This window comes from Reyranella sp. (genome assembly GCF_030651995.1).
Lineage (GTDB): Bacteria > Pseudomonadota > Alphaproteobacteria > Reyranellales > Reyranellaceae > Reyranella.
The window spans coordinates 21,727-48,277 of the sequence record NZ_JAUSBN010000038.1 but is presented as its reverse complement, the minus strand read 5'-3'; the positions used below and the strand labels follow the sequence as shown (position 1 = coordinate 48,277).

Genomic DNA, 26,551 nt, shown 5'->3' with positions numbered 1-26,551 from the left:
ATCCGCCTGTCGCGGACAGGTGAAATTGCCGCGCATGCGTACGACGAAACCGCCAATCTGGCTGCTGATGAGCGCCACTGTGTCCTCGCAGATGGCGTTGACCATCTTCCTGCCATCCCTGCCGACCATCGCGACTGACCTGAGCGTCTCCTACGGTACCGCCCAGTTGACGCTCTCGATCTACCTGTTTGCCTTCGCCTTCGCCCAGTTGGCCGTCGGCCCGCTCTCGGACGGTCTGGGCCGCCGGCCGTTGCTGCTGGGCAGCCTCGTCGTGTTCACGATCGGCAGCGTCTGCTGTGCGATCAGTCCGACGATCGAGACCCTCATCGCCTCGCGCCTCGTCCAGGCCTGCGGTGCCTGCGGCGGCGTGGTGCTGGGCCGCGCCATCGTGCGTGACAGCCGGACCGGCGCCGAGGCTCCCCGGGCGATGGGCTACATGGCCTCTTCCATGGCGCTGGCGCCGGCGCTGTCGCCGCTGCTGGGCGGGCAGCTGCTCGGCTTCTTCGGCTGGCGCAGCAATTTCTGGTTCACGGCCGCCTGCGGGCTCGCGGTGCTGATCCTCGTCTGGCGTATTCTCGGCGAGACCGCGCCGAAGGCCGCACCACGGACGACGGGCGTGGTGCGCGATTATCTCGATGGCTTCCGCGCGGTGCTCCGCGAGCGCCGCTTCATCGGTCTCATGATCGCGACCACCTGCGCCTCGGCCGGCTTCAATGTCTTCTTTTCGGGCGGCCCCATCCTGCTGATCCAGGTCATGGGCGTGGCCGTCGAGACCTTCGGCTGGTTCACCCTCGCCTGGGCCGGCAACTTCGTCCTGGGCAGCCTGGTCTCCAGCCGCCTGCAGGGCCGGGTGAAGAGCCTGCTCCTGATCCCGGTGGGCCAGGTCGTTCTCACGATCGGCGCCCTGGCGATGATGGCGACGGCGGCGCTGGGATACGTCACGCCGCTGGCCCTGATCGTGCCGCTGGTCCTGATGGGCTGGGGCAACGGCCTCAACATGCCCAATGCGATGGCGAACGCGCTGTCCGCCGTCCCCGCCAGCCGGGTCGGCGCGGCCTCCGCCCTGATGGGCTTCGTGCAGATGGTCACCGCCGCGGTGCTCACCCTGCTGATCGGCTACGTGCCGCACGACACCCAGATGAACATCGGCATCGGTGTCGCCGTCACCGGCATCGTCGGGCTGATCGGCTGGTGGACGCTGGTCCGCCGGCCTCCCGCCCCCGGGGACGGCGGCGCCTCTACTCGCAGCAACCGCACGACGTGAGAACCGCCATGCAATTCATAAACGGCACGGAGAGCCTCGTCGTCGACGCGATCGACGGACTGTTGCGCAGCAGCGGCGGCGCCAACCTGGCGCGTCTCGACGGCTATCCGGGCATCAAGGTCGTCCTGCGCACCGACCACAAGCCCGGTCGCGTGGCGATCGTCGCGGGCGGCGGATCCGGTCACGAACCGGCGCATGCCTCGTTTGTCGGCAAGGGCATGCTGACTGCCGCCGTCTACGGCGAGGTCTTTGCCTCGCCGTCGGTCGATGCGGTGTTCGCCGCGATCATGGCGGTGACGGGCAAGGGCGGCTGCCTCGTCATCTTCAAGAACTACACCGGCGACCGCCTGAACTTCGGCCTCGCCGTGGAACGCGCCCGCGCCCTCGGCAAGCAGGTCGAGGTCGTGATCGTGAAGGACGACATCGCGCTGCCGCACCTTCCCCAGCCCCGCGGCATCGCCGGCGTCATGTTCGTCGAGAAGGTCGCCGGCCACTATGCGGAGCAGGGGGCGAACCTGAAGACCGTCGCCGCCATGGCCCGGACGGCCGCCGACCAGGTGGTCTCGCTCGGAATTTCATTGTCCTCCTGCACGCTTCCCGGCGTCGGCCGCGAAGACCGTGTTCCGGACGGCAAGGCCGAACTCGGCCTCGGCCTTCATGGGGAACCGGGCGTCGACCTGGTGAATTTCGAGGGCGCGCGCCAGGCCGCACGCGTGCTCGTCGACCGCCTCTTCGCCGCGGCAAGGCCGGCGCGCTCCTATGCCCTTCTGGTCAACAATCTCGGGTCCACCACGGCGCTGGAGATGAACCTTCTCACCAACGAAGTGCTGGCGAGCCGCCGCGGCGCCAAGGTCAAACTGGTGCTGGGCCCGGCCACGCTGGTGTCCTCTCTCGACATGCATGGCTTCTCACTCAGCCTGCTGCCCCTGACGCCCGACTTCGAGAAGGCGCTGCTGTCGCCGGCCAGCCCGCTGGTCTGGCCGAAGATCCGCACCCACGTGAAGCCGACGCTCGTGAAGCTGCCACGGGAGCTGAAGAGAAAGCCCGTCAGGGCGAGCCGGAACCCGTCGCTGAGCGCCCTGGTGAGCCGGGCCTGCGACATCCTGATTGCCGCCGAGGGAAAGCTCAACGCGCTCGACGCCAAGGTGGGCGATGGAGATACCGGCTCGACCGTCGCCACCGCCGCCCGTCACCTGCAGGCGGCGCTGCCCCTGATGCCGCTCGCCAGGCTCGACCGTTTCTTCGCGGCCACGAGCGAGGCGCTGTCCCGCTCGATGGGCGGATCGTCGGGCGTTCTGCTGGCCATCTTCTTCTCGGCCGCCAGCCAGTCCGTGTCGGGTGGTGCGAGCTGGCGGAATTCATTGTCGGCCGGCCTCGCGAAGATGATGGCCTATGGCGGTGCCAAACCCGGCGACCGCACCATGATCGACGCCATCGCGCCGGCCCTCGCGGCGCTGTCGGGCGGCCTCGACGAAGCCGCGAAAGCCGCGCGCGCCGGTGCCGACGCCACCGCCCGGATGCCGTCGGCCCGCGCCGGCCGCTCGACCTATGTTTCGTCGTCGCACCTCGAGGGTATTCCCGATCCGGGAGCGGAGGCCGTCGCGATGTTGTTCGAAGGTCTGGCGAGGGGTTAAACCCCCTTCCCGTCGCGTTCCGTTATCCACAGACTGCGGCGACTTGCGACCCACCGGAACCGGGGCTTCCGGTATCCTGATCACCTTCTCTCAAAAGTCGGCTCGCACAGTCCCGACAGCTCCGGTAGCCCGCCGAACGAATGATGACGAACACGCTCTCCCTCCGGCCCGGTGACCGTATCCCCGACTTCGTGCTGCCGGGGCTCGACGGCAAGCTGCGAAAGTTCGTCTGGTCGTTCAACGGCGACCCTGTAGCGCTACTAGCGGTGGCGGATCTCTCCGCCCTGGATGCCGCGCAGTTCGCGACCCTCCGCGACGCCTGTACCGCCGCCTCGACCAAGCTCGTCGTGGTCGCCGGCAATCCGGTCGCGGCGGCCGGCCCGCTCTGGAAGAAGCTCGGCGCAGGGTCTGAAGAACCGTTGCTGCTCTGCGACGGCAAGGGCCAGTTCCTGCCGGCGTTTCTCTCCCAGGCCGGCGCGGTGTCCTTCGGCCAGGGCATCGGCATGCGCCAGCGCGTGATCGTGCTCGATCCCAACCAGCGGGTGGCCGGCACCTTCGACACGCGCGCGCTCCTGGCCGCTGCCGAGGCGATCGGCGACGTGGCCCGGTCGGTGCGCGCCGACGGCGGCGCCGACCTGTGCTTGAACACCGCGATGGCGCCGGTATTGGTCCTGCCCCGCGTCTTCGAGCCGGAGTTCTGCACCCAGCTCATCCGCCTGTGGGGCAAGGGCGACCACAAGGATTCGGGCGTCTCGAGCCGCTACGGCAACGTCGACATGGCCGCCCTGAAGCGCACCGAGGACTATACGATCGTCGAGCCGATGATGCTGAAGGCGGTGTCCGATCGCCTCGCCTATCGCATCGGTCCCGAGCTCACGAAGGTCTTCGCCTTCGATCGCGAATTCACCTTCGACTCCCATGTCGTGCTGTCCTATAGCGCCGAGGGCCGGCACTTCTTCGCCGCGCATCGCGACAACGGGGCGCCAACGACGGCCGATCGCGCCTTCGCCGTATCGCTGAACCTCAACGACGATTTCGAGGGTGGTGAGCTGGTCTTCCCGGAGTATGCCGCCGTGAGGGTCAGCCCGCCCGCGGGCGCAGCCGCCGTCTTCTCCTGCTCGCTGCTGCATGCGGTCGGCCCCGTGATCCGGGGCCGCCGCTACGCACTCACGACCTTCTTTCGCCAGAAGCGCTGAAGCCTCAGGCGGCGGGAATCCAGCTCTTCTTCTCGCCGGCATAGTAGGCCCCGGGATTGCCGTGCACCGTGGTGCGCCACATCAGCCGGCCCTCGCGATCGCCGTCGAACCAGGTGGCGGCATGGACGAGGCAGCGATTGTCCCAGATCAGGAGATCGCCCTCCGTCCATTCATGGGCGTAGCAGAAGCGGCGCTCCGTGTAGTGCGCCATGATCTCGTCGAGCAGGGCCGCGCCGGCGCCGTGCGGGCCCGGCTCCAGGCCGACGAACGGACCCTCGAACCAGTCCATCTGGCCCCATTCGCAGAGGAACAGAGACTTCTCCCCCGTCACCGGGTGGGTGCGCACGACCGGCTGCGGCTGCGAACGCTCGTGCGGTGCGAAGGCGCGCGGCGTGCGCCCGGCCAGGGCCGCCTCGCGCGACCGGCCGCTGCCCGGCTGGGCATGCAGGCCGACCAGGGTATCGACCTTCTCCTTCAGCGCCGGCGGCAGGGCCTGGTAGGCCAGGATGCCGTTGGCGAACAGGGTCTGGCCGGTGTCGCGCTCGGCCGGCGTCACCGCATAGAACAGCGAGATGTCGGGCGGCGGCCGGCGATAGCTCTGGTCGGTGTGCCAACCCATGCGGTGGGGATACTGGGTCGGGATCAGGCCGTCGGCCGCCAACGGCGGCTCGGGCCGCTTGGGTGGCGCCTTGGAGACCGGCGGCATGTTGGACACGAGCAGAATTTCCGGCACGGAGACATGCACTGAATTCAGGTTCGTGAGCGTGTGGCGATAATCCTCGACCTCCGGACCGAAGACACGGCTGAGGCGGATGAGCAGGTCAGGATCGTCCGAGATGCCGTTCATGCCCTGGATCAGCAGCAGCCCCTTGGCCTCGGCCAATGCCGCCGGGAGGGCCTTCGGATCGCTCTCGGCCGCCGCCACGATCGTTGCCGCATCGCCGTCGAGTCGCAGCGTTGCGCCAAAGGATGCGCCGGGAAAAGGCGCCTCGCCTGTGAAGTTCATGCCCATCCTCATGCCAGTGTCATGCCAACCTTCAGGCGCGTTGCCCCGCATAGGGGTCGTTGACGCCGTCGAGCGGCCAGATCGGCCGCCGCAGCTTGGTGAACTTCAGCCGCGAGATGTCGGGCGAGCAGATGCCGCCGGAATCCACGAGGACGATCTCGCGGGCGATCGGCGCATAGGCCGCCCGGAAGTGCTGCACGCTCTTCACCACGACGACACTCTTGGCGCGCGGATCGATCCCCTGGCTCAGGAAGACCTGCAAGTCGATAGTCTGGATGCGGTTGGAGATGGTCACCACGTCGATGCCCCCGATGCGCAGCACCGCGGTCGGTCCCATCGAGGTCTCGACGCCGGCATTCATCGGCCCGTCGTTCTTGAACGAACCGTCGGACAGCATCTTGACGATCGCCCTGGCTTTCACCGGCACGCCCATCGAGGCGTCGGTGTGGCCGCCCAGCTCGACGTCGATCTCTGCGCCGACACCGGCCTTGATGGCCTGCTGCACCGTGCCGGGATCGTAGATCGTGCCGAAGGCCACGTTCTCGACCTTGGCGTCGATCAGCGCCTGCAGCACCGGCGTCGTGTCGTTGTAGCCGCCGCCGCCCGGATTGTCGGTGCCGTCGGCCACGACCAGCGGTCCCTCCTTGCCGGTGCTCGCCTTGGCCGCGGCGATGGCCTCGGCCACGGGGCGGAAATTCGACGTGTTCTCGGTGCGGCGCTTCCAGATCTCGTCGAGCAGCGCGGCCGCCACCTCTTTCGCGCGGCCCTCGGCTGCGGGCTCGTGGCTCACCGCGATCGACGGACCGGTGTAGGGAATGTCGGCCCAGGTGAAGCCCGCCTGGATGCTGACGACGTTGATGCCCGGCTCCTTCTCGAAGGCATCCGCCCTGGCCAGCAGGTCGCGCATCAGGCCGGGCTGCGTGGTCTTGCCCGAATCGGCGCCCTGCAGCATCGCGGGCTGGACCAGCAGACACTTCGGCTTCTTCCGGCCCTCCAATGTCTCCTGGACGAGCGCCGCCGCCTGCACCGCGCGGTCGTAACCGTCGATATGCGGATAGGTGCGATAGCTCACCAGCGCATTGGCGTGCTTGGCCATCTTGACCGTGGCATTGGCGTGCAGGTCGAGCGTGGCGACGACCGGGATTTCCGGCCCGACGATGGCGCGCAACGCCTCGAGCAGCGCGCCCTCGGCATCGTCCTCGGTCTCCGTGACGGCCGCGCCATGCAGCGACAGGCAGATCGCGTCGAGCTTGCCGGCCTTCTTCGCCGCGTCGAGGATCAGGTCGCGGATATGCTCCCAGGTTTCCTTGGTGAGCTTGCCCGACGGAGTGGCATTGGCCGCCGCCGCCCAGACCGGCTCCCAGCCGTACTTCTTCACCGAGTCGATATAGCCGCCGACTTCGTTCCTGGTGCCGGTGAAGCGCGGCACCATCTCCTCGCCCTCGATCAGCCAGCGCTTGCGGTAGTCCTCCAGCGTCGTCTTGAGTTTGCTGAAGGTATTGGTCTCATGCATGAACTGCGCGATCAGAACGCGGTACGCCATCTCTCTGCTCCTCGTCTTCCATCCCTCCTCCCCATTCAAATGGGGAGGTGCCCCGTCATCGGGGCGGAGGGGTCATGCTCTTTTGTGCACTTCGTGACCCCTCCGTCGGCGTGGAACGCCGACACCTCCCCCGATGACGGGGGAGGAATTTCTTCGCTACAGCTTGGCCGTCTTGAGCCACTCGGCCTGCCCCTCTTCCCCGTCGACGCCCGTCGACTCGAGGAAGCGGCACACCATCATGTAGTAGCCGATGGTCAGCGTGAGCTCGACCAGCGCGCCCGACGTCAGGAAGGCCTGCACGGCTTTCAAGGTCTTGTCCGACGCCCGGACATTGCGCACCACGTCGTCGGTGTAGCGCAGCACGGCCTTTTCGTTGTCGGTGAAGGCCGGCGCCTCGATGGTGGCGTCGCGCAGGGCGGCGATCTTTTCCTCGCTCACGCCGACGTCCCGACCGATGCGCTCGTGCTGGAACACCTCATAGGCGGTGCGGCTCAGACGGCCGACGCGGATGATGGCGAGTTCACGCAGCACGGGGTCGAGTTCACATCGATAGAGCAGCCCGTTGCCCATGCGCAGGAAGCCCTTCGCGCCCTGCTCGGAGTTCGCCAGCATCCGGTAGATGTTGAGCATGGGGTTGAGCTTGCCGAGCAGCTCGGCATGCTTGCCCGTGGCGTTTTCGACTTCGTAGTACGGAATGCGCGGCATAGGGTCCCTCTCTTCAGGCCACAAACCTGAAGGGAACCCCTTGCGCGGTCAACGCTGCTTCAGATCAAGCCGCGACTGACCAGCGGATTGAGCCAGCGACCCCACGGCCCCGTCAGCACGATGGGATTCTCGACCACGATCAAGGCGATACAGGGATCGCCGGGATCAGCGATCGGCTCGTGCCGGTGGTCGCCCGGCCCGACCGCGAAATCGCCCACGCCGTAATTGCCGGTCTCGTCCGTATAGCCGCCCTGTAGGACGACCGTGTATTCGTAGCCGGCATGCTTGTGCTCGGGCAGGCCGCGCCCCGATTCCAGGCGCAGCAGCGAAACGCGATGGAAGTCGCCCGGCAGGTCGAGCCGGATCTCGTCGAATTTGCCCATTACCCGGCGCCAGTCCATGCCGGGCCGCAGGTGCGGCACGAGGGGCGCCGGCGCCCAGTCGAACGCTTGATGACGACGGCCGGGAGCGGCGGGTCGCGGCTCCACCGGTACCTCGTCGAGGCGCGCCAACGCCCGTTCGAGAACCGTATCCTCGATCGCGCAAACGTCAGGGACGGGTACACGCTCGATCAGGGCACCGCCCACGGCGTTCAGCCGGTCGACGGTCCGCTGCGACCGAGGGTCCAGGGCAACATGCAGGGCCACGGCGAGGGCCGGACCGTCCGGCAGCGCGCCCGCGGCATAGTCCAGCAGAAGTTCATCGGGCGCCGGATGGCGGCTCATGACTCGTCTTTCTCCAGTGCTTCCCGCAGGCGGGCCAACGCCAGGCGGATACGCGACTTCACCGTCCCGAGAGGCAGCTTCAGCTCCTCGGCGATGGCCGTGTGGGTCTTGTCCTCGAAGAACGCCTTCTCGATCACCAACATCTGATCGGCAGACAGCCCCCCGAGTAACTCCTTCAGACGCGTATACGTCTGCCCTGCGAGGACGGATTTGTCGGCATCGTCGTCTTCCGGTGCAAAAACCGTGAGCCAGTCGTCGGTATCGATGGCGGGCCGGTTGTTGCGCCGCAGGTGATCGATCCGCTTGTTGCGTGCGATGGTGTAGAGCCACGTGGACGCCGAGGCCTTCGTCCGGTCGAAGCTGGCGGCCTTGCGCCAGACCATGATCAGGGCTTCCTGCGCGACTTCCTGCGCCGCCTCCGGATCGGCACCGCTGCGCATGATGAACGCCTTCACGCGGGGTGCGAAATGTTGGAACAGGCGTGAAAAGGCCGCGCGATCCTGGCGGGTCGCGATGGCTTCGATCAGGTCTGCGGCCTCGTCGGCGGAAAGCATCTGGCGGGGACCTTACCCCGGCCGGCCCTGCGCACCCAAATCCCAGAACAGGCCGGTCATCAGCCTGAGTCCGTCGCGGGCCACCGGCGCCAGCAGGTGCTCGTCCGGCGCATGCTGCGAGCAGGCGGCGTAGGAATGCGGCACCCAGACGGTGGGAAGGCCAAGGATGTCGGTGAACACCTCGTTGGGCAGCGAACCACCCAGGTTGGGCAGCATGTTCGGCTTCCGGCCCGCCGTCTTCTCGATCGAGCCGGAGGCAAACCGCGCCCAGGGATTCTCGGGATCGAGACGCGTCGCGTTCATGATCACGTCGCGCGCCTGTTCGATCCCGATCATGCCGAACCCGTGGCTGTCGAGATGGCGGCGCAGCGCCGGGATGATGTCGTGCGGATCGGTGCCGACGACGAAGCGCAGCTGGCAGTAGGCGACGGCGCTGGGCGGGATCGCGTTGACCGGCCGGTCGGGGTTGCCGGTCTTGAAGGCCAGGACCTCGAAGCTGTTCCAGCCGAACACGCGTTCGACCGGGGTCAGCGACTTCTCGCCCCAGTCCTCGTTGATCTCCGGCGCGCCCTCGCCCGCATCGACATGGGCGTCGGCAAGTGCCGCCCGGATCGAATTGGTCAGCGTCTTGGGCCGCCACTCCGGCACCTTGATCTGCCCCCGCTCGTCAGTGATCGTGGCCAGGGCATGGGCCATGATGATGCCGGGATTGGCCAGCAGGCCGCCCCAGTTGCCCGAGTGGTGGCCGCCCTCGCGCAGGGTGAGCGAGAGGTTGAAATTCAGCGTGCCGCGCGTGCCGCCGAAGATGGTCGGCCGGCGATGATCGAGCCGCGGCCCGTCTGACGCGATCAGGGCGTCGGCCTTGAGGGCGTCCTTGTTGGCCTTGCAGAAGTCCGCCAGGCCGGGCGAGCCCGTCTCCTCGCCGGTTTCGATCAGGATCGTCGAATTGAAGCCCAGCGAGCCGCGCTCCTGCATGACGGAGGCCAGCGCCGCGATGTTGATCGTGTGCTGGCCCTTGTTGTCGGCCGTGCCGCGGCCATACATCCTGTCGCCCTCGATCACGATCTTCCAGGGCGACAGGCCGGAACGCCACTGCTCCTCCTGGCCGCGGATCACGTCGCCATGGCCGTAGGTCAGCACTGTCGGCTTGGCGGGATCCTCGACCCGGCGGGCGATCAGGAAGGGGCCGTACTCCGTGCGCGGGTTGGCCAGCACGGTGCACTCGTAGCCCAGCTTCTGCAGGGAGTCGGTCATCTCGCCGGAGACGTATTGCTGCAGGGCGGGCATCGAGCCCTCCTCCTGGCTGGTCGTCGGAATGGCCACCCGCCGCTGCAGCTCCTCGAGGAAGCCGCCCTCGTCGAAATATTTCTCTGCGCGGGCGATCGCGCCATCCCGTGTCCCGGTCATGCTTTCCCTTGCCTGTTTTCCTCGGCACGATAGCAAAATACAGGGAGATGAGCATGACCGCTTCGGGCCGCGTCGTTTTCAGCAAAATGGAAGAAGTGGTCTACGGGCGGCCGGCCGCCGAGGCGGTCGCCGAACTGGTCGAGCGCCAGGGCGCGAGCCGCGTCTTCCTGATGGTGAGCGGCACGCTGAACCGCGAGACCGACGAGATCGAGAAGCTGCGCCGGGCGCTGGGCAACAAGTGCGTCGGGACCTTCGACCGGATGCCGGCGCATTCACCCCGCAGTGCCGTGATCGCGGCCGCCGAACAGGCCCGCGCCGCTGGCGCCGACCTGATCGTCACCCTCGGCGGCGGCTCGATCACCGACGCCGCCAAGGCCGTCCAGCTCTGCCTGTCGAACGACGTTCGCACGCCCGAAGAAATGGACAGGATTCGCGGCCAGGCGGACGTGACGCCGCCGACCGTGCGCCAGATCTCGATCCCGACCACCCTCTCGGCCGGCGAGTTCTCCGCCATCGCCGGCGTCACCAACGAGGCCACCAAGGTGAAGGAGATGTTCCGCCATCCCCTCACCATCCCGCAGGCCGTCATCCTCGACCCCGAGGTCACGCGCCATACGCCGATGTGGCTGCTGCTCTCGACCGGCATCCGTGCCGTGGATCACTGCGTCGAAGGCGTCTGCTCCAGAGAATCGACGGAGTACAGCAACGCCTCCTCGCTGCACGGCCTGTCGCTGCTCGCCCGCGGGCTGCCCCGGGTGATGGCCGATCCTTCAGATATGGCCGCCCGCCTCGACTGCCAGACCGGCGCCTGGCTCTCCATGACCGGCATTGCCGCCGGCGTCCCGATGGGCGCCAGCCACGGAATCGGCTACGTGCTGGGCGCCGTGTTCGACGTCCCCCACGGCCACACGTCCTGCATCATGCTGCCGTGGGTGATGCGCTGGAACAAACCCGCCAATGCCGACCGCCAGGCCTTGATCGCCGCCGCGATGGGGCATCCCGGCGAGGATGCGGGCGACGTGCTCGACCGCTTCATCCGCGGCCTCGACATGCCGCGCACCCTGTCCGACGTGAAGATCGGCCGCGAGCATTTCGACCGCATCGCCCAGCAGGCGATGGGCACCCCCTGGGTGCCGCGCAACCCGCGCCCGATCCCGACGCCCGCCGAGGTCAAGGAGATCCTGGAGTTGGCCGCCTAGCGGACGATTGGAGCAGCTGGGCGATGGCGTCCAGGCTGCACGTTGCGGCTTGGCGCCCCCAAAACCCCGGGAATCGCTCCCCGGGGGTTTCCCGTTCATTTGTTTCGTCTATTTCGTTTGTTTCGGTTGCGCTCCCTGACAAAGTCGCGGGGCGCAGGGTCGGAACGAGCACACGACCGCGTGTCAAATCATGATGCTCGAGGTCAGTCCCATTTCCGGTCTAGGAAGCGCTTCACGTCGTCGGTGAACTGCTGCGGCGCCTGCAGCATCGAGAAGTGGCTGACTTCGGGCTGCAGCAGCAGCCCCGCCCTGGGGATCGCCCCCGCCATGAACTCGGTGTTCTCCCGCTTGATCGCCTCGTCGTGATCGGCGTCGACGATCCAAGTGTGGACCTTGATGCCGGCGAGATCGGCCGCCGTCCAGTTGGGCTGCGTCGCCCACATCCGGCTGATCTCCTCGACGAACGTCTTGTACTCGCGGGGCGTGGCCGAGAGCGCCTCGTACTCCTTCTCGCCGCGCGCGATGAACGCCATGAACACGGGGCTCTTGTCCACGTCCTTGACGCCGCTCGGGTCGGAATTGGCGGCGAAGGCGAAGAGCCGCGACACACGCTGCGGATGGGTCATGGCCATGCTGAGCCCGATGATGGCGCCATCGCTCCAGCCGACCACCGCCGCCTGCGGCACGCCGAGATAGTCCATCAGGCCGACCACGTCCGAGGCCATCAGCGCGTAGCCGTAGGGACGGGCGTCGCGCGTGCTACGCCCGTGGCCGCGGCTGTCGATGACGATCACCCGGTGGGTCTTCGCCAGTTCGGGAACCTGGTGGCCCCAGTAGTTCGAGTTGGCCAGGCCGCCATGCAGGAGGATCACCGGCGGCCCACTGCCGAAGGTGGCGTACCAGATCGAGATGCCGTTCACCGGCGCATGGCCGCTGCTGACGGCCGGCGGCAACGAGGGTGTGGGCGGCAAGGCCATCCAGCGGGGCACCGGCTGGGCCGAGACGGACGAGGCGACGAAGGCCAACAGGAGGCTCAGGATCAAGGCGCGCATACTCCGAGGATAGCGCCGTCACCCGGACGGACGCCATCCCCGCCCGGGCGCGGACCGTCAGATGCGCCCCTTCCGCTTCGCCACCGATTCGGAGAGCAGGCAGAGGATCTCCCACATCATCGTGACGCCCACGAGCGCGGTGTTGCCGCTCATGTCGAAGGGCGGCGACACTTCGACGACGTCGCCGCCGACCAGGTCGAGGCCACGCAGGCCGCGCAGCATGCGTTGCGCCTCGTGCGGGGTGTACCCGCCGATCTCGGGCGTGCCGGTGCCCGGCGCATAGGCGGGGTCGAGGCCGTCGACATCGAAGCTCACATAGGTCGGGCCGGTGCCGACGACGCGGCGCGCCTCCGCGATCACCTTCTCGACGCCGAGGTCGAAATACTCCTCGATGGTGATGACGCGCATGCCTTGATCGAGCGCCCACTGGTTGTCGTCGGCCTTGTAGAGCGAGCCGCGGATGCCGATCTGCACCACCCGCTTCGGGTCGAGCAGCCCCTCCTCCACGGCGCGGCGGAACGGCGTGCCGTGCGTGTACTTGAAGCCGCCGAAGTAGGTGTCCCAGGTGTCGCTGTGGGCGTCGAAATGGACCATGCCGAGTGGCGGCAGGCCTTTGCGGATGCCGCGCATGATCGGCAGCGTGATCAGGTGGTCGCCGCCGGCCGACAGCGGCACCACGCCGGCGGCATGCAGCCTGGCATAGTGCTTCTCGATGCGGTCGAGCGAATCGTCGAGGCTGGCGGGATTGACCGGCGCGTCACCCAGGTCGCCGCACCGGGCCAGTTCGTAGGGGGCAACGCCCGTCACGTGGTGGATGCGCCGCATCATCGTCGAGAGGTCGCGCATCTGGCGCGGCCCATGCCGCGCGCCGGGACGGTTGGTCGTGCCACCATCCCACGGCACGCCCACCATGCCGATCTCGACCTCCGCCGGGTCGCGGAACAGCGGCAGGCGCATGAAGGTGGCGACGTCGCCGAAGCGCGGCACCACGGTGCCGGCGACCGGCTGGGGGAAGTCCTGGCTTCTGGTCATCCCCCCCACTGTAAGCCGTTACGACGGCTGCAAAAGGGCCTTTCGCGCCGAAACGAATTCCTCGACGGCCGCCACGAAGCGGGCGCCCTCGGCCTCACCGATCATGATGTTCAGCGCCACGAAGCCGCGGCGGGCGATCCAGATGCCGGCGGCGCTCATGTCGAAGAAGAACAGTTCCTTCGCGTCCTGGTTCGACGAGGCGATGTCCGCCGCCATCTTGATCGGTCGCGCCGTGGCGTGGGCCGTCATCATCGAGCCGATGCCGGAGAACTGGAAAGCCACGCCCGCCTTCCGGCAGATTTCGTTCAAACGCTCGCGGATTTTGTCGCCGCGGTCGTTCAATTCCTTGGCGGCCTCCGCCGTGTAGACCTCGCCATAGCCCGCGACGCCCGCCGCCATGGTCAGCGCATTGTTGTTGAACGTGCCGGCATGCGGCAGCGAGTCCGGCTTGGTCGGGTCGAACAGCTCCATGATCTCGCGCTTGCCGCCGAAGGCACCGAACGACATGCCGCCGCCGATATACTTGCCGAGCGTCGTCATGTCGGGGATCACGCCGTGCTTGGCCTGCAGGCCGCCCGGCGAGAGGCGCGAGGTCATGACCTCGTCGAAGATCATGGTGATGCCGCGCGCCTTGGTCTCCTCGCGCACCGCCTTCAGGAACTCGACGTCGCCCGGCAGGCAGCCATGGCTGCCCTGCATCGGCTCCAGCAGGACGGCAAACAGCTCCTCGCCGTGCTTGGCCAGCAGCGTCCGGGTGCCCTCGATGTCGTTGTAGGGCGCCACGACATACTCGTAGGGCATGTTCACGGGGCTGCCGCCGCTTACGAAGTAGAGCACGCCGCCGTGATAGCCGCCATGGAAGACCATGACCTTGGTGGCCTTGGTCCGGCCCTTGCGCTGGGCGAAGACGCGGGCGCCGGCCAGCGCCATCACGTTGCCCTCGGTGCCGGAGTTGGTGAAGCGCACCAGGTCGATCGACGGCATGCGGTCGGCGATCAGCTGGGCGAGCTTGCTCTCGTTCTCGTTGCGGCCGCCATAGTTCCAGCCGTGGTTCAGCGCGCGGTCGATGGCGGCGCGGATCACCGGATGGGAGTGGCCGTAGATGCCGGCGGTATATTCGCCCAGCACGTCGATATATTCGTGGCCGTCAGCGTCCCACAGCCGGCAGCCCTCGCCGCGGACGACGGTCAGCGGAAACGGCGAATTGTGCAAGGTGGTGCGGGTGTTGCCGCCGGGCATGGCAACGCAGGCATCCTGATGGCGGGCAAAGCTCTTGGGATTGCGGTCGACATAGGCCTGCCTGGCCTCCGTCAGGGCCGATTGCAGATCCGAATTCACCAGCGCTTGATCGGGCACGTCACTCTCCTCGCGTGAGGCCCCGAGTATCACACGACGTTGAGTTCCCGGATAGGCCGGCCGGCGGAGAGGCGGTCATAACCAAAAGGACTGAGGTCGAGGGTGCGATAGCTCCCATGCACGATCAGCTCGGCGACGGCGCGGCCCACGGCCGGCGACTGCTGGATGCCGTGGCCGGAGAAGCCCGTGGCGAAGATCAGATTCTCGATTTCCGGATGCCGGCCCACGATGCCGTTCTGGTCGAACGTGTTGTACTCGTAGTAGCCCGCCCAGGAGTTCACGACCTTGGCCGCCTCGAAGGCCGGCACGCGGGCGGCCAGGGTCGGCCAGACGATCTCGTCCCATTCGGAGTGCTGCACCTCGAGCGGCGCGCCGGGCAGATCATTGCCCTCGGCCGGCGTGGTGCCGGCGATGTAGAAGCGACCCTCCGGCCGGAACCAGGTGCCCGACGGGTCGATGGTGAGCGGCGTCAGGCCCGGCGCCTCGCGGACGTCGAAGACGAAGACCGAACGCCGGCGTGGCTCGACCGGTAGTGCGATACAAGATCGTGCCGCCACCTCGCCGGACCACGGTCCCGCCGCCAACACGACGGTACGCGCTTCCAGCCGCCCGCCCTCCTTCAGATCGACGCCGCCGGCATCGAACGACACGACCTCGTCGGCAACGTAGATCGCGCCGAGGGCGCGCGCCGTCTGCCGGAAGCCCTGCATAAGGGACGGCCCGTCGAACCAGCCCTCATTGGCCGTGCCGTGAGAGCCGAGCGCCAGCCCCTCCTCCGAGATCCAGGGAAAGCGGGTCTTCAACGCCGCCAGATCGAGGAGTTCGACCGAGCATCCCTCGCCCTTCTGCACATGATGGTTCGCGCGCAACACGGCCTCCCCGGCCGGGCTCGCGAGGAAGAGATAACCGGGCTCCCGGAGACCGAGATCGACGCCCAGCAACTCGCGGGATCGCCGCAGGAAGCCGATCCCGAAGCGCGACAGATGGATGTTGAGCGGCGTCGAGAACTGCTGACGAATCGAACTGGCCGACAGGGCAGACGAGGCCCGCGTATAGGCCGGATCGCGCTCGACCACGGTCACCGTTCCCGCAAAGGAAGGATCGGATTTCAGATGGTAAGCGACGGACGATCCCATCGCCCCGCCCCCGATCACCACGACATCTGACTTCATCGCCGTCGCCAGACCTGCAGGCGGGCGAACAGGAAGCGGTCGGCGATCAGGTGGGCGGCCTTGACCGCGGCGGAAGTGAGCACGATCACGACGCAGAGCGCCGCCGCGGCAGCGGTCGTCCCCGCCTCCTCGATGTTCACCGCCGCCACCGAGGCGAGCTTGGTGTCGGGGGCGTAGAGGAAGATCACCGACGACACGGTCGTCATGGCGTTCACGAACAGGTAGATCGCGATGTCGAGGATGGCCGGCAGGCAGATCGGCGCCGTCACGCGCGTGAAGGTCCGCCAGACCGGCACCTTGAGCGACGCCGATACAGCCTCGAACTCCGGGTCGATCTGCTTCAGCGCCGTCGTCGCCGTGAGATGGCCCACCGTGTAGAAATGCGCCACCGTGTTCACCACCAGAATGCCCATGGTGGCATAGAGGAAGTTGAGCGGATTGTTGGGCGCGTTGAAGAAGAAAATGTAGCCCAGGCCCAGCACGAGGCCCGGTACCGCCATCGGCAGGAAGGCGAGGAACTGCACGACCCCGCGCATCATGCCGAAGCCGCGCGTCTTTTCGTTCAGCCAGGCCCCGGTGAACATCAGCACCGTGCCGAAGACCGCCGCCCCCAGCGCCATGCGCACCGAGTTCCAGTAGGAATCCCAGCCGTTGGAATCGAACTTGGCGAAGTCGTAGTTGTCGAGGGTGAGGCTGAGATTGTACGGCCAGTACTTGATCAGCGAGCCCCAGATCGCCATGCCGAGGATGGCGAGGATGGCGGCCGAGACCAACAGACAGAACAGCGTGAAGAAGAGATCGCGCGCGAACTTGGGCCGCGGCACCAGCGGCACGGCGCGCGCGGTCAGCAGCGCCACCTGCTTGCGCTGCACCAGCCGGTCGACCAGGAAGGCCAGTGCGGCCGGCGCCAGCAGCACCATGCCGACGACGGCGCCCATGGAGAAATCCTGCTGGCCGATCACCTTCTTGTAGACGTCGGTGGCAAGGACATTGAAGTTGCCGCCGATCACCTTGGCGATGCCGAAGTCGGTCATCACCAGCGTGAACACGACCAGCGCAGCGCTGATCAGCCCGTACTTGGCACCCGGCAAAGTGACCGTGAAGAACACGCGGCGCTTGGAGGCGCCCAGCACGTCGGCGGCCTCGTAGAGGCGGGCGTCGGCGGTGGCGAGCGCGGTCGTCAGGATCAGCGTGGCATGCGGGAAGCAGTAGAAGACCTGCGCGATCACGATGCCGTCGATGCCGTAGATCGAGCCATCGCCCAGCAGCGCCTTGAAGAAGCCCTGCGTCCCGAACAGGTAGATCAGCGCAATGCCCGGCAGCAGCGAGGGCGCGAAGATCGGAATCAGCGAGATGCCCTGGAACAGCCAGCGCATCGGCAGCACCGTGCGCGTGAGCGCATAGGCGTAGAGGAAGGCCAGCGGCACGACGATCGCGGTTGTGATCGACGCGACCTGAAGGCTGTTCAGGGCCGACTGGAACAGCGCCGGCGTGGAGAAGTACGAAATGTAATTGGCCAGCCCGACGAACTTGCCGTCGCGGTCCTCGAAGCCCTTGGCGAGCAGCGCCCACAACGGCAGGCCAAGCATGACCAGCAACAGGCCCGCCAGCAGCACCACACCGGCACGCATCATGAGGTCGTCGCGCGACAGGCCGATCCTCAACCCCGGCACGGCGAGGCTCAACGCCCGGTCCTCATCAGGCGAAGACCCTGAGCCGATCGGGCGGCAGGGCGATGTCGAGCTTCGTGCCGATGTCGACACCGAGATCGCGAATCAGGTTGCTGGAGAAGTCGGCGGTCAATGCGACGTCCGCGGCGGCTTGCGCACGCAGGGTGGCGCGGCAGAACGCGCCGACGAAATCCAGCTCCGCCACCTCGACCGGCACGCGGTTGACGATGTCGGCCGGCAGGTCGCGCACCCGCACATCCTCGGGCCGGATGCAGAGGCTCACCTTCTGGCCGGGCGCCAGCCCGGCCTGGACCGGGCAGTCGAAATCGACACCGGCCACCCGCACCTTGTCGGGCGCCATCAAGGTTCCGGCGAGGAAGTTCATGGAGCCCACGAAGTCGGCCACGAAGGCGGTCGCCGGCCGGCGGTAGATCTCCTGCGGCGTGCCGACCTGCTCGATGGCGCCGTGGTTCATGACCACGATGCGGTCGGCCATGGTCAGAGCCTCCTCCTGGTCGTGCGTCACCATGATGGTGGTGACGCCCAGCGTGCGCTGCAGCGCCTTGATCTCGTGACGCAGCCTGAGACGTACGCGGGCATCCAGTGCCGACAACGGCTCGTCGAGCAGCAGCAGGCCCGGCGAGGTCGCGAGCGCGCGCGCCAGCGCCACACGCTGCTGCTGGCCGCCGGAGAGCTGGGCGGGATATTTCGGGCCGGCATCGGGCAGGCCGACCAGCGCCAGCAGTTCGGTGACTCGCTTCAGGATCGCAGCCCTGTTCTGGCGGCGGCTCACCAGCCCGTAGCCGACATTGTCGGTGACGCTCAGGTTGGGGAACAGCGCGTAGGACTGGAACACGATGCCGAAGTCACGCTGCGCGGGCGGCAGGGCCGAGACGTCCCGCCCCTTCTGGCGGATCGTGCCGGAGGTCTGTGGATCGAGGCCGGCAATGGCCCTCAGCAGCGTCGTCTTCCCGCAGCCCGAGGGGCCGAGGAAGCAGACGAACTCGCCCTCGACGACGTCGAGCGAGACGTCGCCGAGGGCCGAGAAATCGCCGAACCGCTTGGAGAGGTTGCGGACCTCTAGATAGTTCGTCATGGCAGCTACTGTCATCCTGAGCGAAGCGAAGGATCCTTGCGACTCACGAAAGATCCCTCGCGACGCTCGGGATGACGCGCCCTGAACGGAACTGGTCCCGTCACTTGGCCTTGGGCGCGGACTTGCCGTCGTAGCGCTTCGTCCACTCCGCCAGGATTCGGTCTCGGTTCTTGGCCATCCACTCGACGTCGTTCTTCACCATCACCTTTTCGAGGTTCGGCGGATAGTTCGGCGGCGTGTTGGCGACGCCCGGATAGGCGACGATGGGATACGTCTTGGCGTAGAGCTCGTTGGCCTTCTTGGAAGCCGCCCAGTCAGCGAGCTTCTTGGCGGCGTCGAGATTCTTCGTGCCCTTGACGATCGCGGTGACTTCCAGCTCCCAGCCCAGGCCTTCCTTGGGGACCACCAGCTCGAGCGGCGCGCCCTTGGTCTTCTCGGAGGCGCCACGGGTGTCGAGGCCGATGCCGATCAGGCGCTCGCCCTTGGCCGCCTGGACGCAGGGCGCCGAGCCCGAGTGGATGTATTGCGCGATGTTCTGGTGGAGCGCGTCCATGTACTTCCAGCCCGCTTCCTCACCCATGATCTGCAGCCATGCCGCAATGGTGAGGTAGCCGGTGCCCGACGAAGCCGGGTTCGGCATCACGATCGAGCCCTTGTATTCCGGCTTGATCAGGTCGGCCCAGCTCGTCGGGACCGGCTTGTTGCCCTTCTTGCCTTCCGCCGTGTTGAAGCAGACCAGCGAGAGATAGGCGTCCATGCCGACCCAGGTCTGGGGCGACTTGCCGCTCAGGAACATCGGATTGAGCGCGGAGGCCCCGGCCGGCGTGTACGGCTCGAGCATGCCCATCGAGGCCATCAGGCCGACGTTGGAGGCGGCGAGGCCCCAGATGATGTCGGCGCGCGGATTGTCCTTCTCGGCCATCAGCTTGGCAGCGACGACGCCGGTCGAATCGCGCACCCAGGCGATCTCGATCGTTGGATTGTCGGCCTCGAAGGCCTTCTTGAACGGATCGAGCTGGTCGTTCTCCAGCGCGGTGTAGACGGTGAGCCTGGTCTTCTGCGCGAAGGCCGGCGATGCCAGGCCGAACATGGCGAGTGCGGCGGCGCCCGCCAATGTGGCGCGCCTCAAGATGGTGCGATCGATCATTTTCCTTAGCCCCCTGGTCTTCAACCCCTGTCGAACGTCTGCTGCTACAGGCCATTCATGACCTTTATGTTACACTTCCCGCCACCGCGTGCACGCGGCCTTCTCAACCGTCCCCAGACAATTTAATGTCGACGGCAACCAGCCCTCGTCGGACGACCTGTTCCTCGACCCGCACCGCTTCAGGAGAGTCACGCCTGGTCCGTCGCAGGAGCCACAGGATGCCACCTTGCGCGGCGTCGGCAGACTTGCCCACCAGTGCCGCCCTGACCAGGGTGTTCACGATCACGTTGATCGTCTGTGGTCTCAGGGCCGTCAGCCTAGCAAGCTCCGCGCCAGAGCGGGGCCAGTCTTCGCCTTGCGCTTCATTTCAGTGAGAACACCTTCTTCAGCTCACTGGTCGGCATCGTCTCGCGCATCCACCGGAAGCTGCCGGCCTTCATGTCCTTCGCCCCCTTCATGAAGGCCGCCAGGGCAAGACGGGAGAGCGCACCGCCGACGCTGATCCGCTTCACGCCGGTCGCCGCGATCTGCTCCGCCGTCAGGTCCGGATCGCCGGCGCTCATCACGACGTTCAGCGGCTTGGTTACCTCCGACGCCACGGTGCGCATCGTCGAAAGGTCATGGAGGCCCGGCGCATAAAGAACATCGGCGCCGGCCTTCTCGAAGGCCTGCAGGCGCCGGATCGTGTCGTCGAGGTCCTTCACGCCACGGATCAGGTTCTCGGCCCGGGCGGTGAAGGTGAAGGGCACGTCCAGCGACCGCGCCATCTCGGCGCCGGCCGCCACACGCTCCACGGCGTGGTTGAAATCGTAAATATTCTCGCCGCTCCAATCCTCGATCGAGCCGCCGACGATTCCGGCCGCCGCCGCGTCGCGCAGGATGGTGGCGGCCTCCTTGGGATCGTCGGCATAGCCGTTCTCGAGATCGGCATTCACCGGCAGGTCGGTGGCGCCCGCGATCACGCGGCAGTTCTCCAGGAGCTCGGCGCGGCTCACCGCATTGTCGCCGTCGACGCGGCCCAACGCGTTCGACATGCCGAGGCTGGTCGTGGCCAGCGCCTCGAAGCCGAGCGACTCCAGCAGCCTGGCCGTCCCCGCATCCCATGGATTGGGGAGAAGCAGCAGGCCGGGCCGCTCATGCAATTGGCGAAACACCCGTCCCTTTTCAGCCTGGCTGCGCATCCCGCTTCCTCCGCTTTCTGCTAAGGAACACCGATGGACACGACCGCGCAACGGGAACTCGCCCGCCTCCTCGCCTCCCTGCGCCGCGAGCAGCGCAGCCAGAGCGGCCTCGCCCCGCATCTCGTGCCGGCGGACAAGGCGACGGCATACAAGATCGCGGGCATGGTTGCCGAGGAGTTGGGCTGGCCGGTGCTGGGCTGGAAGATCGCGGCGATGAAGGAGGAGATGCAGCAGGCGCTGCGGACCGACTCGCCGATCTACGGCCGCGTCCATTTCGTGACGGAGACGCCGTACACCGCCGTGCACGCGAGGCTCGCGAGCCCGATCCCCGAGGTCGAGTACCAGGCGAAGCTCGGCCGGGACCTGCCGCCGCGAGAGAGGCCGTACTCGGAGGAGGAGGTGACCGACGCGGTCGCCTCGCTTCATCCCGGGCTGGAGTTGGCCGAGTGCCGCTTCGTCCACGACGCGTCGTTTCCGCCGCTGCCCGCCATCCTGGCCGACGGTGCCGGCTCCGGCACGATCATCCATGGCCCCGCCATCGAGGACTGGCGGAACCGCGACATCGCGGGTCAGGAAGCCACCCTCTCCTCCGATGGCCGCGTGCGCCGCAGGGGGACCGCGGCGGCAGCGCTCGACCATCCCATCGTGCCCCTCACCTGGCTCGCCAACGAACTGTCGCGCACCGGCGTCGGGATGAAGGAAGGCCAGATGGTGAGTACCGGCACCCTCACCGGCATGCTGGCGCCCCGAGCGGGCGAGACCTACGTGGCAGAGTTCGGCCCGTTCGGATCGGTCACCGTCTCCCTCACCTGAAGCTGCGACGCGGCTTGCCCCAAGCCTTTCAGGCTAGGCAGGCATCATTCTAGCTTCATCAGACGACCTCACCCTGAGGAGCGCTTCGCAGAAGCGCATCTCGAAGGGTGGGCACGAGCACCACGTCCGTTGCCCATCCTTCGAGACGACGTGCTTCGCACGTCTCCTCAGGATGAGGGCGAATGGGTCTTGAGCGAAAGGTCTACTTCGAAAACACCATCGCCTTGTCTCGCAGCGAGCCGTGCCGCAGGGTGAGCAGGTCGAGCACGTAGTTCTGGTAGAGCTTCCATGGCCGCTTGCTGCCCTGCTTGGGCTGGTGCGGCAGCGCGCGCTGGATATAGCCGGACGAGAAATTGACCCACGGTTCCTCGGTGAGGGTCGGGTCGCTGTTGTGCGGGACCGCTTTCGTGAAGCCCTTGCGGTCCATGTAGTTCAGGAGCCGGCAGACATACTCGCACACCAGGTCGGCCTTGAGCGTCCACGAAGCGTTGGTGTAGCCGAAGATCGAGGCGAGGTTCGGCACGTCGGAATACATCATGCCCTTGTAGATCATCGTATCCGACGGCTTCACCGGTTTGCCGTCGACCACCAGCTTCGCGCCGCCCAGCGGCTGCACGACCAGGCCGGTCGCGGTCACCACCACATCGGCTTCGAGTTCGGCACCCGACTTCAGTTTGATGCCCTTCTCCGTGAACGTCTCGATCTGGTCGGTGACCACCGATGCCTTGTTCTTGCGGATGGCGCGGAACAGGTCGGCGTCGGGCACCAGGCAGAGCCGCTGGTCCCACGGATTGTATTTCGGCGTGAAGTGGGTGGCGACGTCGTAGTCAGGCCCCAGCATCTGGCGCACGCCACCCAGGATCAGGCTCTTCACCTTCTCCGGCTTGCGCTTGCACATCTGGTAGAAATACATGCCCATCAGCACGTTCTTCCAGCGCGTCAGCATGTAGGCGAGCTTGAGCGGCAGGCGTCGCCTCAGCTTGTTGGCGACCGGGTCTTCGGCCGGGCGTGCCACGACGTAAGTCGGCGAGCGCTGCAGCATGGTGACGTGGCTGGCGGTCTCGGCCATTGACGGTACCACCGTCACCGCGGTGGCACCGCTGCCGATCACCACGACCTTCTTGCCGGCATAGTCGAGATCCTGCGGCCAGTGCTGCGGATGCACCACCCTGCCCTTGAAGCCGTCGATGCCGGGAAACTCCGGCAGATAGCCCGCCTCGTAGCGATAGTAGCCGCTGCACATCCACAGGAAGCCGCAGGAAATGAACACGCGCTCCCCGCCGCGCTCGATCTCGACCGTCCACCTGGCGTCCGGCGTCGACCACGAAGCGCCGACGACGCGATGATCGTAGCGGATGTGGCGGTCGATGCCGTGATCGCTCGCGACCTCGCGGATGTAACTCAGGATCGAGGGGCCGTCGGCGATCGCCTTGGCGTCCTTCCACGGCCGGAACCGGTAGCCCAGCGTGTACATGTCCGAATCCGATCGCACGCCGGGATAACGGAACAGGTCCCAGGTGCCGCCGCTCGCGGCACGCCCTTCGAGGATCGCATAGCGCTTGCCCGGACAGTTCTTCTGCAGATGCCAGGCGGCGCCGATGCCCGAAAGTCCGGCCCCGACGATCAGCACGTCGAGATGTTCAGTTGCCGTTCCGTGCGCTGTTACCGGGGAGATGATGGTGTCCATGCCAACTTCATTGCGGAAAGCGTTCCGACTGGCAACTCGCCTTTCCGCCCCCTCCGGCGGCCGCTACAGCGCCGCCGTGACGATGATCTCGATCAGGTCCCCCTCGGGCATGACGGATTGGACGAAGGAGCGGACCGGACCGTGGTTGGCGGGCATCCAGGTGGCCCACGCCTCGTCGAAGGCGGGCTTGTTGTCGTGGTCGGTGACGACGATCTCGGCCTTCACGATGCGCGTCCGGTCGAGGCCCGCGTCCTTCAGGTAGCCGTCGATGACGCCCAGCGCGCCCAGTGTCTGGACCCGGATGTCCTGCGTCCGGTCCGGCGAGGTCGCCACGCCCCACAGGAAGCCACCGCCGCCCGGCAGCCGACAGACGGCGACCGAGGATTTGGCCGGCACCCTCGGATTGGGAACGCGCGTGATGTCGCTGGCACTCATGTTTTACCCCCCTGACCCATCGGGCGGCACTATGCGCCCACCGCGGCCGCCAATGAACAGGGATGCGCAGCCGACGAGCGTCACGATGGCGGCGATGATGAAGCCCGGCCCGTAGCCGCCGAACCCGTCGCGCAGGAAGCCGAAGAGCGCGGGCCCGAACGCCGAGGTGAGCTGGATCACGGTGGCGGCCGCGCCGTAGGTCGTGCCGAAAGCCGCCGCACCGAACTCGCGCCGGACCACGATCGGACCGAGCGTCGTCACGTGGCCGATGCCGTAGCCATAGACGAGGCTCGCCGCGACGAGGACCGGCACGGTCGGCCAGAAGGCGATGGCGAGCAGCGATAGCGCCTGCGCGATCATCACGAAGCAGCCCAGCCTCCGCGCATCCACGTGGTCGACGATGCGCGCCAGGATGAGGCGGCCGATGAAGGCCGTGACGCCCGCGGCACTGACCAGCAGCCCGGCCCCGGCCCGCCCCATCAACGGTTCTGCCAGGGCGACGTGGTGGGTGATGAAGCCGATCTGGATGGTGAGGCCGAGGGCAAAGGCGATGGTTGCGCTCCACAGGAGCAGGCGGCGATTGGCCGGCGTGGCGATCGGGGCGAGATGGACCTTGGGCGGGGCATCGGCCTGCAGCACCTCGCCATCGCGCAGCAGGCCGAGATCGGCGGGACCGCGATAGCGCAACACGACCGCGATCAGGGGGCCCAGAAGCAGTACGGCCGTGATGCCGGCCGCGATCAGACCGCGCCCGAGGCCCAGTTCACCGATCGACAGCAGCAGCAACGGCACGCCCGCAATGGCACCGATGCTCGCGCCCATGATGGCCAGGGTCATCGAGCGGCCCTGGTGACGTTCGAACCATGGCGCCACCGTGGTGGTGATGCCCGTCATCGACAGTGTGGACCAGCCGAAGCCCAGCAGTGCGAAGCAGGGATAGAGTTGCCACGGCGCCGACACCTGGCCGATCAGCGACACGCCCGCCGCCATGCTGGCGAGACCCAGCAGCAGCACGGGCCGCGGTCCGCGGCGGTCGATGCTGCGGCCGACAAAGCGCTGGAGGCTCGCGCTCACGAGGAAGAACAGCGTGATGGCCGATGCCACCTCGGCAATCGGCCAGCCATGCGTGGAGGTCACCGCCTGCAGGTAGACGCTCGATCCGAAGAGGCCCAGCGACCAGGCGACGGCCGCAATGAGGAAGCAGGCCGCGACGACCCGCCAGCCGTAGAACAGGCCGGCCAATTCAGCCCGGCTCGTTGGGACGGGGCAAAGACGACATGACCGTTTCCTCGCATCTTTCTGGTTTGCGATACCTTATAGGAAGGGCCAGAATCCTCACTGGGATTCCCAATCGCGCACGCCCGACACCGCAAGGAGGAATAGATGCCCACGAACGTCAAGCAGATGATGGAAGCGGCGAATGCCGCCGTGCCCAGGGTCACGCCGGACCAGGCCAGGGAGATGATCGCCAAGGGCAACACGCTGGTCGTAGACGTGCGCGACGCGGCCGAGGTCGCGAACAGCGGCAAGGTCGCGGGCGCGGTCCACGTCTCGCGCGGCATGCTGGAATTCCGCGCCGACCCCGAATCGCCCGCGCACGACAAGGCTTTCGACAAGGCCAAGACCGTGATCGTCTACTGCGCCTCCGGCGGCCGCTCGGCCCTGAGCGGCAAGGTGCTGAAGGATTTCGGCTACGCCAACGTCTTCAACCTCGGCGCCTTCAAGGACTGGGTCGACAGCGGCGGCGCGGTCGACAAGGTCTGACGCCGGGAAGTGTCGGCGGCCAGGACACGGGCCTTGCCGCCTATTCCTTCATGAACGCATTGAGCTCGCCCGTCGGGATCGCACGGTCGAGATAGCTGAAGGTGCCCTGCTCCTTCACCTCGGTGGCCGCATCGATCAGGCCTGTCATTGCGGCGCGATAGAGCGAGGTGGCGAGGCTGATCCGCTTCACGCCGGCCGCCTCGAGCTCGGCCTTGCTGAACGACTTCCCCTTGATGCCGACCATGAAATTGAAGGGCTTGCGGAGCGCGCCGCAGACTTTCTTGACCGACGCCAGATCGGGCAGGCCCGGCGCGAACAGGACATCGGCGCCCGCCGCCTCATAGGCCTGCAGGCGCTTGATCACGTCGCCCAGGTCCGGCTTGCCGCGCAGGAAGCCCTCGGCGCGCGCCGAGAGGATGAAGGGTACCGGCAGCGAACGCGCCGCATCGACCGCCGCCTTGATGCGAGCCGTCGCCGTTTCGATGTCGAACAACGGCTGGTCTGGGTTGCCGGTCGCGTCCTCAATCGAACCGCCGACCAGCCCGACGCCCACCGCCTGACGGATCGTCTCGGCTGCATCGTCAGGCGAATCGCCGAAGCCTTTCTCGAGGTCGGCGGCCACCGGCAGGTCAGTCGCGTTCACGATCAGCCGCGCATTCGCCAGCGCCTCGTCGCGCGATACCCTTCCATCACGCTTGCCCAGCACGCCTGCCTTGGCGCCGCTCGAACTCGCCAGCGCCTCGAAGCCCAGCCCCGCCAGGATGCGTGCCGAACCCGCATCCCACGGATTGGCGATGACGAAAGCGCCTGGCCTCTCATGGAGCACGCGGAACTTGCGGGCCTTCTCGGCCTGGCTGACACTCATGAAACACTTCCCCTCATTCGAATGACCCGGCGAGTTTGTCTCGTCCGC

Annotated in this window: 24 protein-coding genes; 6 read left to right on the top strand and 18 right to left on the bottom strand. The window is 67.1% G+C overall.

What is annotated here, in order from left to right:
• Nucleotides 1-34 precede the first annotated feature (34 nt).
• The 3 genes from Q7V45_RS11085 (at nt 35) to Q7V45_RS11075 (ending at nt 4,094) form a co-directional block, all read left to right on the top strand.
• Entirely contained in the window at nt 35-1,264 is a 1,230-nt protein-coding gene (locus tag Q7V45_RS11085; protein ID WP_304851593.1) for a multidrug effflux MFS transporter, read from the top strand.
• Nucleotides 1,265-1,272: 8 nt separating this feature from the next.
• Nucleotides 1,273-2,898, top strand: a complete 1,626-nt coding sequence (locus tag Q7V45_RS11080) for a dihydroxyacetone kinase subunit DhaK (RefSeq protein ID WP_304851589.1) — start codon at nt 1,273-1,275, stop codon at nt 2,896-2,898.
• 143 nt (nt 2,899-3,041) lie between these two features.
• On the top strand, nt 3,042-4,094 hold the full coding sequence (locus Q7V45_RS11075; RefSeq protein ID WP_304851586.1) for a 2OG-Fe(II) oxygenase: 1,053 nt from the start codon (nt 3,042-3,044) through the stop codon (nt 4,092-4,094).
• Nucleotides 4,095-4,098: 4 nt separating this feature from the next.
• On the opposite strand, the gene Q7V45_RS11070 is transcribed toward Q7V45_RS11075, so the two are convergent.
• From Q7V45_RS11070 to Q7V45_RS11045, 6 genes are all read right to left on the bottom strand, one after another.
• Entirely contained in the window at nt 4,099-5,100 is a 1,002-nt protein-coding gene (locus Q7V45_RS11070) for a TauD/TfdA family dioxygenase (RefSeq protein ID WP_304851583.1), read from the bottom strand.
• Between the two features lie 31 nt (nt 5,101-5,131).
• Nucleotides 5,132-6,643: a M81 family metallopeptidase gene (locus tag Q7V45_RS11065; RefSeq protein ID WP_304851581.1), complete on the bottom strand. Its 1,512-nt coding sequence runs from the start codon at nt 6,641-6,643 to the stop codon at nt 5,132-5,134.
• A 156-nt stretch (nt 6,644-6,799) separates the two neighbouring features.
• On the bottom strand, nt 6,800-7,348 hold the full coding sequence (locus tag Q7V45_RS11060) for a carboxymuconolactone decarboxylase family protein (RefSeq protein WP_304851578.1): 549 nt from the start codon (nt 7,346-7,348) through the stop codon (nt 6,800-6,802).
• 59 nt (nt 7,349-7,407) lie between these two features.
• A complete protein-coding gene (locus Q7V45_RS11055; protein ID WP_304851575.1) occupies nt 7,408-8,073 on the bottom strand; it encodes a ChrR family anti-sigma-E factor in 666 nt (221 codons plus the stop codon).
• Nucleotides 8,070-8,627 carry a sigma-70 family RNA polymerase sigma factor gene (locus Q7V45_RS11050; protein WP_304851572.1) on the bottom strand — a complete coding sequence of 186 codons (558 nt, stop codon included), beginning with the start codon at nt 8,625-8,627 and terminating at the stop codon, nt 8,070-8,072. Before Q7V45_RS11050 ends, Q7V45_RS11055 begins: the two co-directional genes overlap by 4 nt.
• A 12-nt stretch (nt 8,628-8,639) precedes the next feature.
• A complete protein-coding gene (locus Q7V45_RS11045; protein WP_304851569.1) occupies nt 8,640-10,034 on the bottom strand; it encodes a M20 family metallopeptidase in 1,395 nt (464 codons plus the stop codon).
• Nucleotides 10,035-10,087: 53 nt separating this feature from the next.
• Here Q7V45_RS11045 and Q7V45_RS11040 point away from each other — a divergent pair, with 53 nt between their 5' ends.
• Nucleotides 10,088-11,233 (top strand): iron-containing alcohol dehydrogenase, encoded by a 1,146-nt coding sequence (locus tag Q7V45_RS11040; protein WP_304851566.1) that lies wholly within the window; start codon nt 10,088-10,090, stop codon nt 11,231-11,233.
• Between the two features lie 203 nt (nt 11,234-11,436).
• On the opposite strand, the gene Q7V45_RS11035 is transcribed toward Q7V45_RS11040, so the two are convergent.
• The 8 genes from Q7V45_RS11035 to Q7V45_RS11000 all read right to left on the bottom strand — a co-directional run bounded on the left by Q7V45_RS11035 (nt 11,437) and on the right by Q7V45_RS11000 (nt 20,939).
• Nucleotides 11,437-12,285: an alpha/beta fold hydrolase gene (locus Q7V45_RS11035; protein ID WP_304851563.1), complete on the bottom strand. Its 849-nt coding sequence runs from the start codon at nt 12,283-12,285 to the stop codon at nt 11,437-11,439.
• 57 nt (nt 12,286-12,342) lie between these two features.
• Nucleotides 12,343-13,317, bottom strand: coding sequence for an agmatinase (gene speB, locus Q7V45_RS11030; RefSeq protein WP_304851560.1), 975 nt, complete (start codon nt 13,315-13,317; stop codon nt 12,343-12,345).
• A gap of 18 nt (nt 13,318-13,335) precedes the next feature.
• Nucleotides 13,336-14,673 (bottom strand): aspartate aminotransferase family protein, encoded by a 1,338-nt coding sequence (locus Q7V45_RS11025; RefSeq protein ID WP_304851557.1) that lies wholly within the window; start codon nt 14,671-14,673, stop codon nt 13,336-13,338.
• A gap of 29 nt (nt 14,674-14,702) precedes the next feature.
• Nucleotides 14,703-15,845, bottom strand: coding sequence for an FAD-binding oxidoreductase (locus tag Q7V45_RS11020; protein ID WP_304851551.1), 1,143 nt, complete (start codon nt 15,843-15,845; stop codon nt 14,703-14,705).
• Nucleotides 15,842-17,530: a putative 2-aminoethylphosphonate ABC transporter permease subunit gene (locus tag Q7V45_RS11015; RefSeq protein ID WP_304851548.1), complete on the bottom strand. Its 1,689-nt coding sequence runs from the start codon at nt 17,528-17,530 to the stop codon at nt 15,842-15,844. The genes Q7V45_RS11020 and Q7V45_RS11015 overlap by 4 nt, the downstream gene beginning before the upstream one ends.
• A gap of 13 nt (nt 17,531-17,543) precedes the next feature.
• Complete coding sequence (locus Q7V45_RS11010; RefSeq protein ID WP_304851544.1) at nt 17,544-18,611, bottom strand: putative 2-aminoethylphosphonate ABC transporter ATP-binding protein; 1,068 nt, start codon at nt 18,609-18,611, stop codon at nt 17,544-17,546.
• Between the two features lie 100 nt (nt 18,612-18,711).
• Nucleotides 18,712-19,758 carry a putative 2-aminoethylphosphonate ABC transporter substrate-binding protein gene (locus tag Q7V45_RS11005; RefSeq protein ID WP_304851541.1) on the bottom strand — a complete coding sequence of 349 codons (1,047 nt, stop codon included), beginning with the start codon at nt 19,756-19,758 and terminating at the stop codon, nt 18,712-18,714.
• A gap of 362 nt (nt 19,759-20,120) precedes the next feature.
• Nucleotides 20,121-20,939 (bottom strand): oxaloacetate decarboxylase, encoded by an 819-nt coding sequence (locus Q7V45_RS11000; protein ID WP_304851538.1) that lies wholly within the window; start codon nt 20,937-20,939, stop codon nt 20,121-20,123.
• Between the two features lie 33 nt (nt 20,940-20,972).
• On the opposite strand from Q7V45_RS11000, the gene Q7V45_RS10995 reads away from it, so the two are divergent.
• Nucleotides 20,973-21,752 carry a 2-keto-4-pentenoate hydratase gene (locus Q7V45_RS10995; RefSeq protein ID WP_304851535.1) on the top strand — a complete coding sequence of 260 codons (780 nt, stop codon included), beginning with the start codon at nt 20,973-20,975 and terminating at the stop codon, nt 21,750-21,752.
• Nucleotides 21,753-21,954: 202 nt separating this feature from the next.
• Here the strand turns inward: Q7V45_RS10995 and Q7V45_RS10990 are convergent, their stop codons facing one another.
• The 3 genes from Q7V45_RS10990 to Q7V45_RS10980 all read right to left on the bottom strand — a co-directional run bounded on the left by Q7V45_RS10990 (nt 21,955) and on the right by Q7V45_RS10980 (nt 25,116).
• A complete protein-coding gene (locus tag Q7V45_RS10990; RefSeq protein ID WP_304851532.1) occupies nt 21,955-23,439 on the bottom strand; it encodes an NAD(P)/FAD-dependent oxidoreductase in 1,485 nt (494 codons plus the stop codon).
• 63 nt (nt 23,440-23,502) lie between these two features.
• Nucleotides 23,503-23,874, bottom strand: a complete 372-nt coding sequence (locus tag Q7V45_RS10985) for a RidA family protein (protein ID WP_304851530.1) — start codon at nt 23,872-23,874, stop codon at nt 23,503-23,505.
• Between the two features lie 3 nt (nt 23,875-23,877).
• Nucleotides 23,878-25,116 (bottom strand): MFS transporter, encoded by a 1,239-nt coding sequence (locus tag Q7V45_RS10980; protein ID WP_304851528.1) that lies wholly within the window; start codon nt 25,114-25,116, stop codon nt 23,878-23,880.
• A gap of 141 nt (nt 25,117-25,257) precedes the next feature.
• Here Q7V45_RS10980 and Q7V45_RS10975 point away from each other — a divergent pair, with 141 nt between their 5' ends.
• Nucleotides 25,258-25,638 carry a rhodanese-like domain-containing protein gene (locus Q7V45_RS10975; RefSeq protein WP_304851526.1) on the top strand — a complete coding sequence of 127 codons (381 nt, stop codon included), beginning with the start codon at nt 25,258-25,260 and terminating at the stop codon, nt 25,636-25,638.
• Between the two features lie 40 nt (nt 25,639-25,678).
• Here the strand turns inward: Q7V45_RS10975 and Q7V45_RS10970 are convergent, their stop codons facing one another.
• Nucleotides 25,679-26,503 carry an oxaloacetate decarboxylase gene (locus tag Q7V45_RS10970; RefSeq protein ID WP_304851524.1) on the bottom strand — a complete coding sequence of 275 codons (825 nt, stop codon included), beginning with the start codon at nt 26,501-26,503 and terminating at the stop codon, nt 25,679-25,681.
• Between the last annotated feature and the right edge of the window lie 48 nt (nt 26,504-26,551).

What these genes read in the sequence shown, in the direction of transcription:
- Q7V45_RS11085 (WP_304851593.1), top strand. Translation starts at nt 35, where the DNA reads ATGCGTACGACGAAACCGCCAATCTGGCTGCTGATGAGCGCCACTGTG.
- Q7V45_RS11080 (WP_304851589.1), top strand. Translation starts at nt 1,273, where the DNA reads ATGCAATTCATAAACGGCACGGAGAGCCTCGTCGTCGACGCGATCGAC.
- Q7V45_RS11075 (WP_304851586.1), top strand. Translation starts at nt 3,042, where the DNA reads ATGACGAACACGCTCTCCCTCCGGCCCGGTGACCGTATCCCCGACTTC.
- Q7V45_RS11070 (WP_304851583.1), bottom strand. Translation starts at nt 5,100, where the DNA reads ATGAACTTCACAGGCGAGGCGCCTTTTCCCGGCGCATCCTTTGGCGCA.
- Q7V45_RS11065 (WP_304851581.1), bottom strand. Translation starts at nt 6,643, where the DNA reads ATGGCGTACCGCGTTCTGATCGCGCAGTTCATGCATGAGACCAATACC.
- Q7V45_RS11060 (WP_304851578.1), bottom strand. Translation starts at nt 7,348, where the DNA reads ATGCCGCGCATTCCGTACTACGAAGTCGAAAACGCCACGGGCAAGCAT.
- Q7V45_RS11055 (WP_304851575.1), bottom strand. Translation starts at nt 8,073, where the DNA reads ATGAGCCGCCATCCGGCGCCCGATGAACTTCTGCTGGACTATGCCGCG.
- Q7V45_RS11050 (WP_304851572.1), bottom strand. Translation starts at nt 8,627, where the DNA reads ATGCTTTCCGCCGACGAGGCCGCAGACCTGATCGAAGCCATCGCGACC.
- Q7V45_RS11045 (WP_304851569.1), bottom strand. Translation starts at nt 10,034, where the DNA reads ATGACCGGGACACGGGATGGCGCGATCGCCCGCGCAGAGAAATATTTC.
- Q7V45_RS11040 (WP_304851566.1), top strand. Translation starts at nt 10,088, where the DNA reads ATGACCGCTTCGGGCCGCGTCGTTTTCAGCAAAATGGAAGAAGTGGTC.
- Q7V45_RS11035 (WP_304851563.1), bottom strand. Translation starts at nt 12,285, where the DNA reads ATGCGCGCCTTGATCCTGAGCCTCCTGTTGGCCTTCGTCGCCTCGTCC.
- speB (WP_304851560.1), bottom strand. Translation starts at nt 13,317, where the DNA reads ATGACCAGAAGCCAGGACTTCCCCCAGCCGGTCGCCGGCACCGTGGTG.
- Q7V45_RS11020 (WP_304851551.1), bottom strand. Translation starts at nt 15,845, where the DNA reads ATGAAGTCAGATGTCGTGGTGATCGGGGGCGGGGCGATGGGATCGTCC.
- Q7V45_RS11010 (WP_304851544.1), bottom strand. Translation starts at nt 18,611, where the DNA reads ATGACGAACTATCTAGAGGTCCGCAACCTCTCCAAGCGGTTCGGCGAT.
- Q7V45_RS11005 (WP_304851541.1), bottom strand. Translation starts at nt 19,758, where the DNA reads ATGATCGATCGCACCATCTTGAGGCGCGCCACATTGGCGGGCGCCGCC.
- Q7V45_RS11000 (WP_304851538.1), bottom strand. Translation starts at nt 20,939, where the DNA reads ATGCGCAGCCAGGCTGAAAAGGGACGGGTGTTTCGCCAATTGCATGAG.
- Q7V45_RS10995 (WP_304851535.1), top strand. Translation starts at nt 20,973, where the DNA reads ATGGACACGACCGCGCAACGGGAACTCGCCCGCCTCCTCGCCTCCCTG.
- Q7V45_RS10990 (WP_304851532.1), bottom strand. Translation starts at nt 23,439, where the DNA reads ATGGACACCATCATCTCCCCGGTAACAGCGCACGGAACGGCAACTGAA.
- Q7V45_RS10985 (WP_304851530.1), bottom strand. Translation starts at nt 23,874, where the DNA reads ATGAGTGCCAGCGACATCACGCGCGTTCCCAATCCGAGGGTGCCGGCC.
- Q7V45_RS10975 (WP_304851526.1), top strand. Translation starts at nt 25,258, where the DNA reads ATGCCCACGAACGTCAAGCAGATGATGGAAGCGGCGAATGCCGCCGTG.
- Q7V45_RS10970 (WP_304851524.1), bottom strand. Translation starts at nt 26,503, where the DNA reads ATGAGTGTCAGCCAGGCCGAGAAGGCCCGCAAGTTCCGCGTGCTCCAT.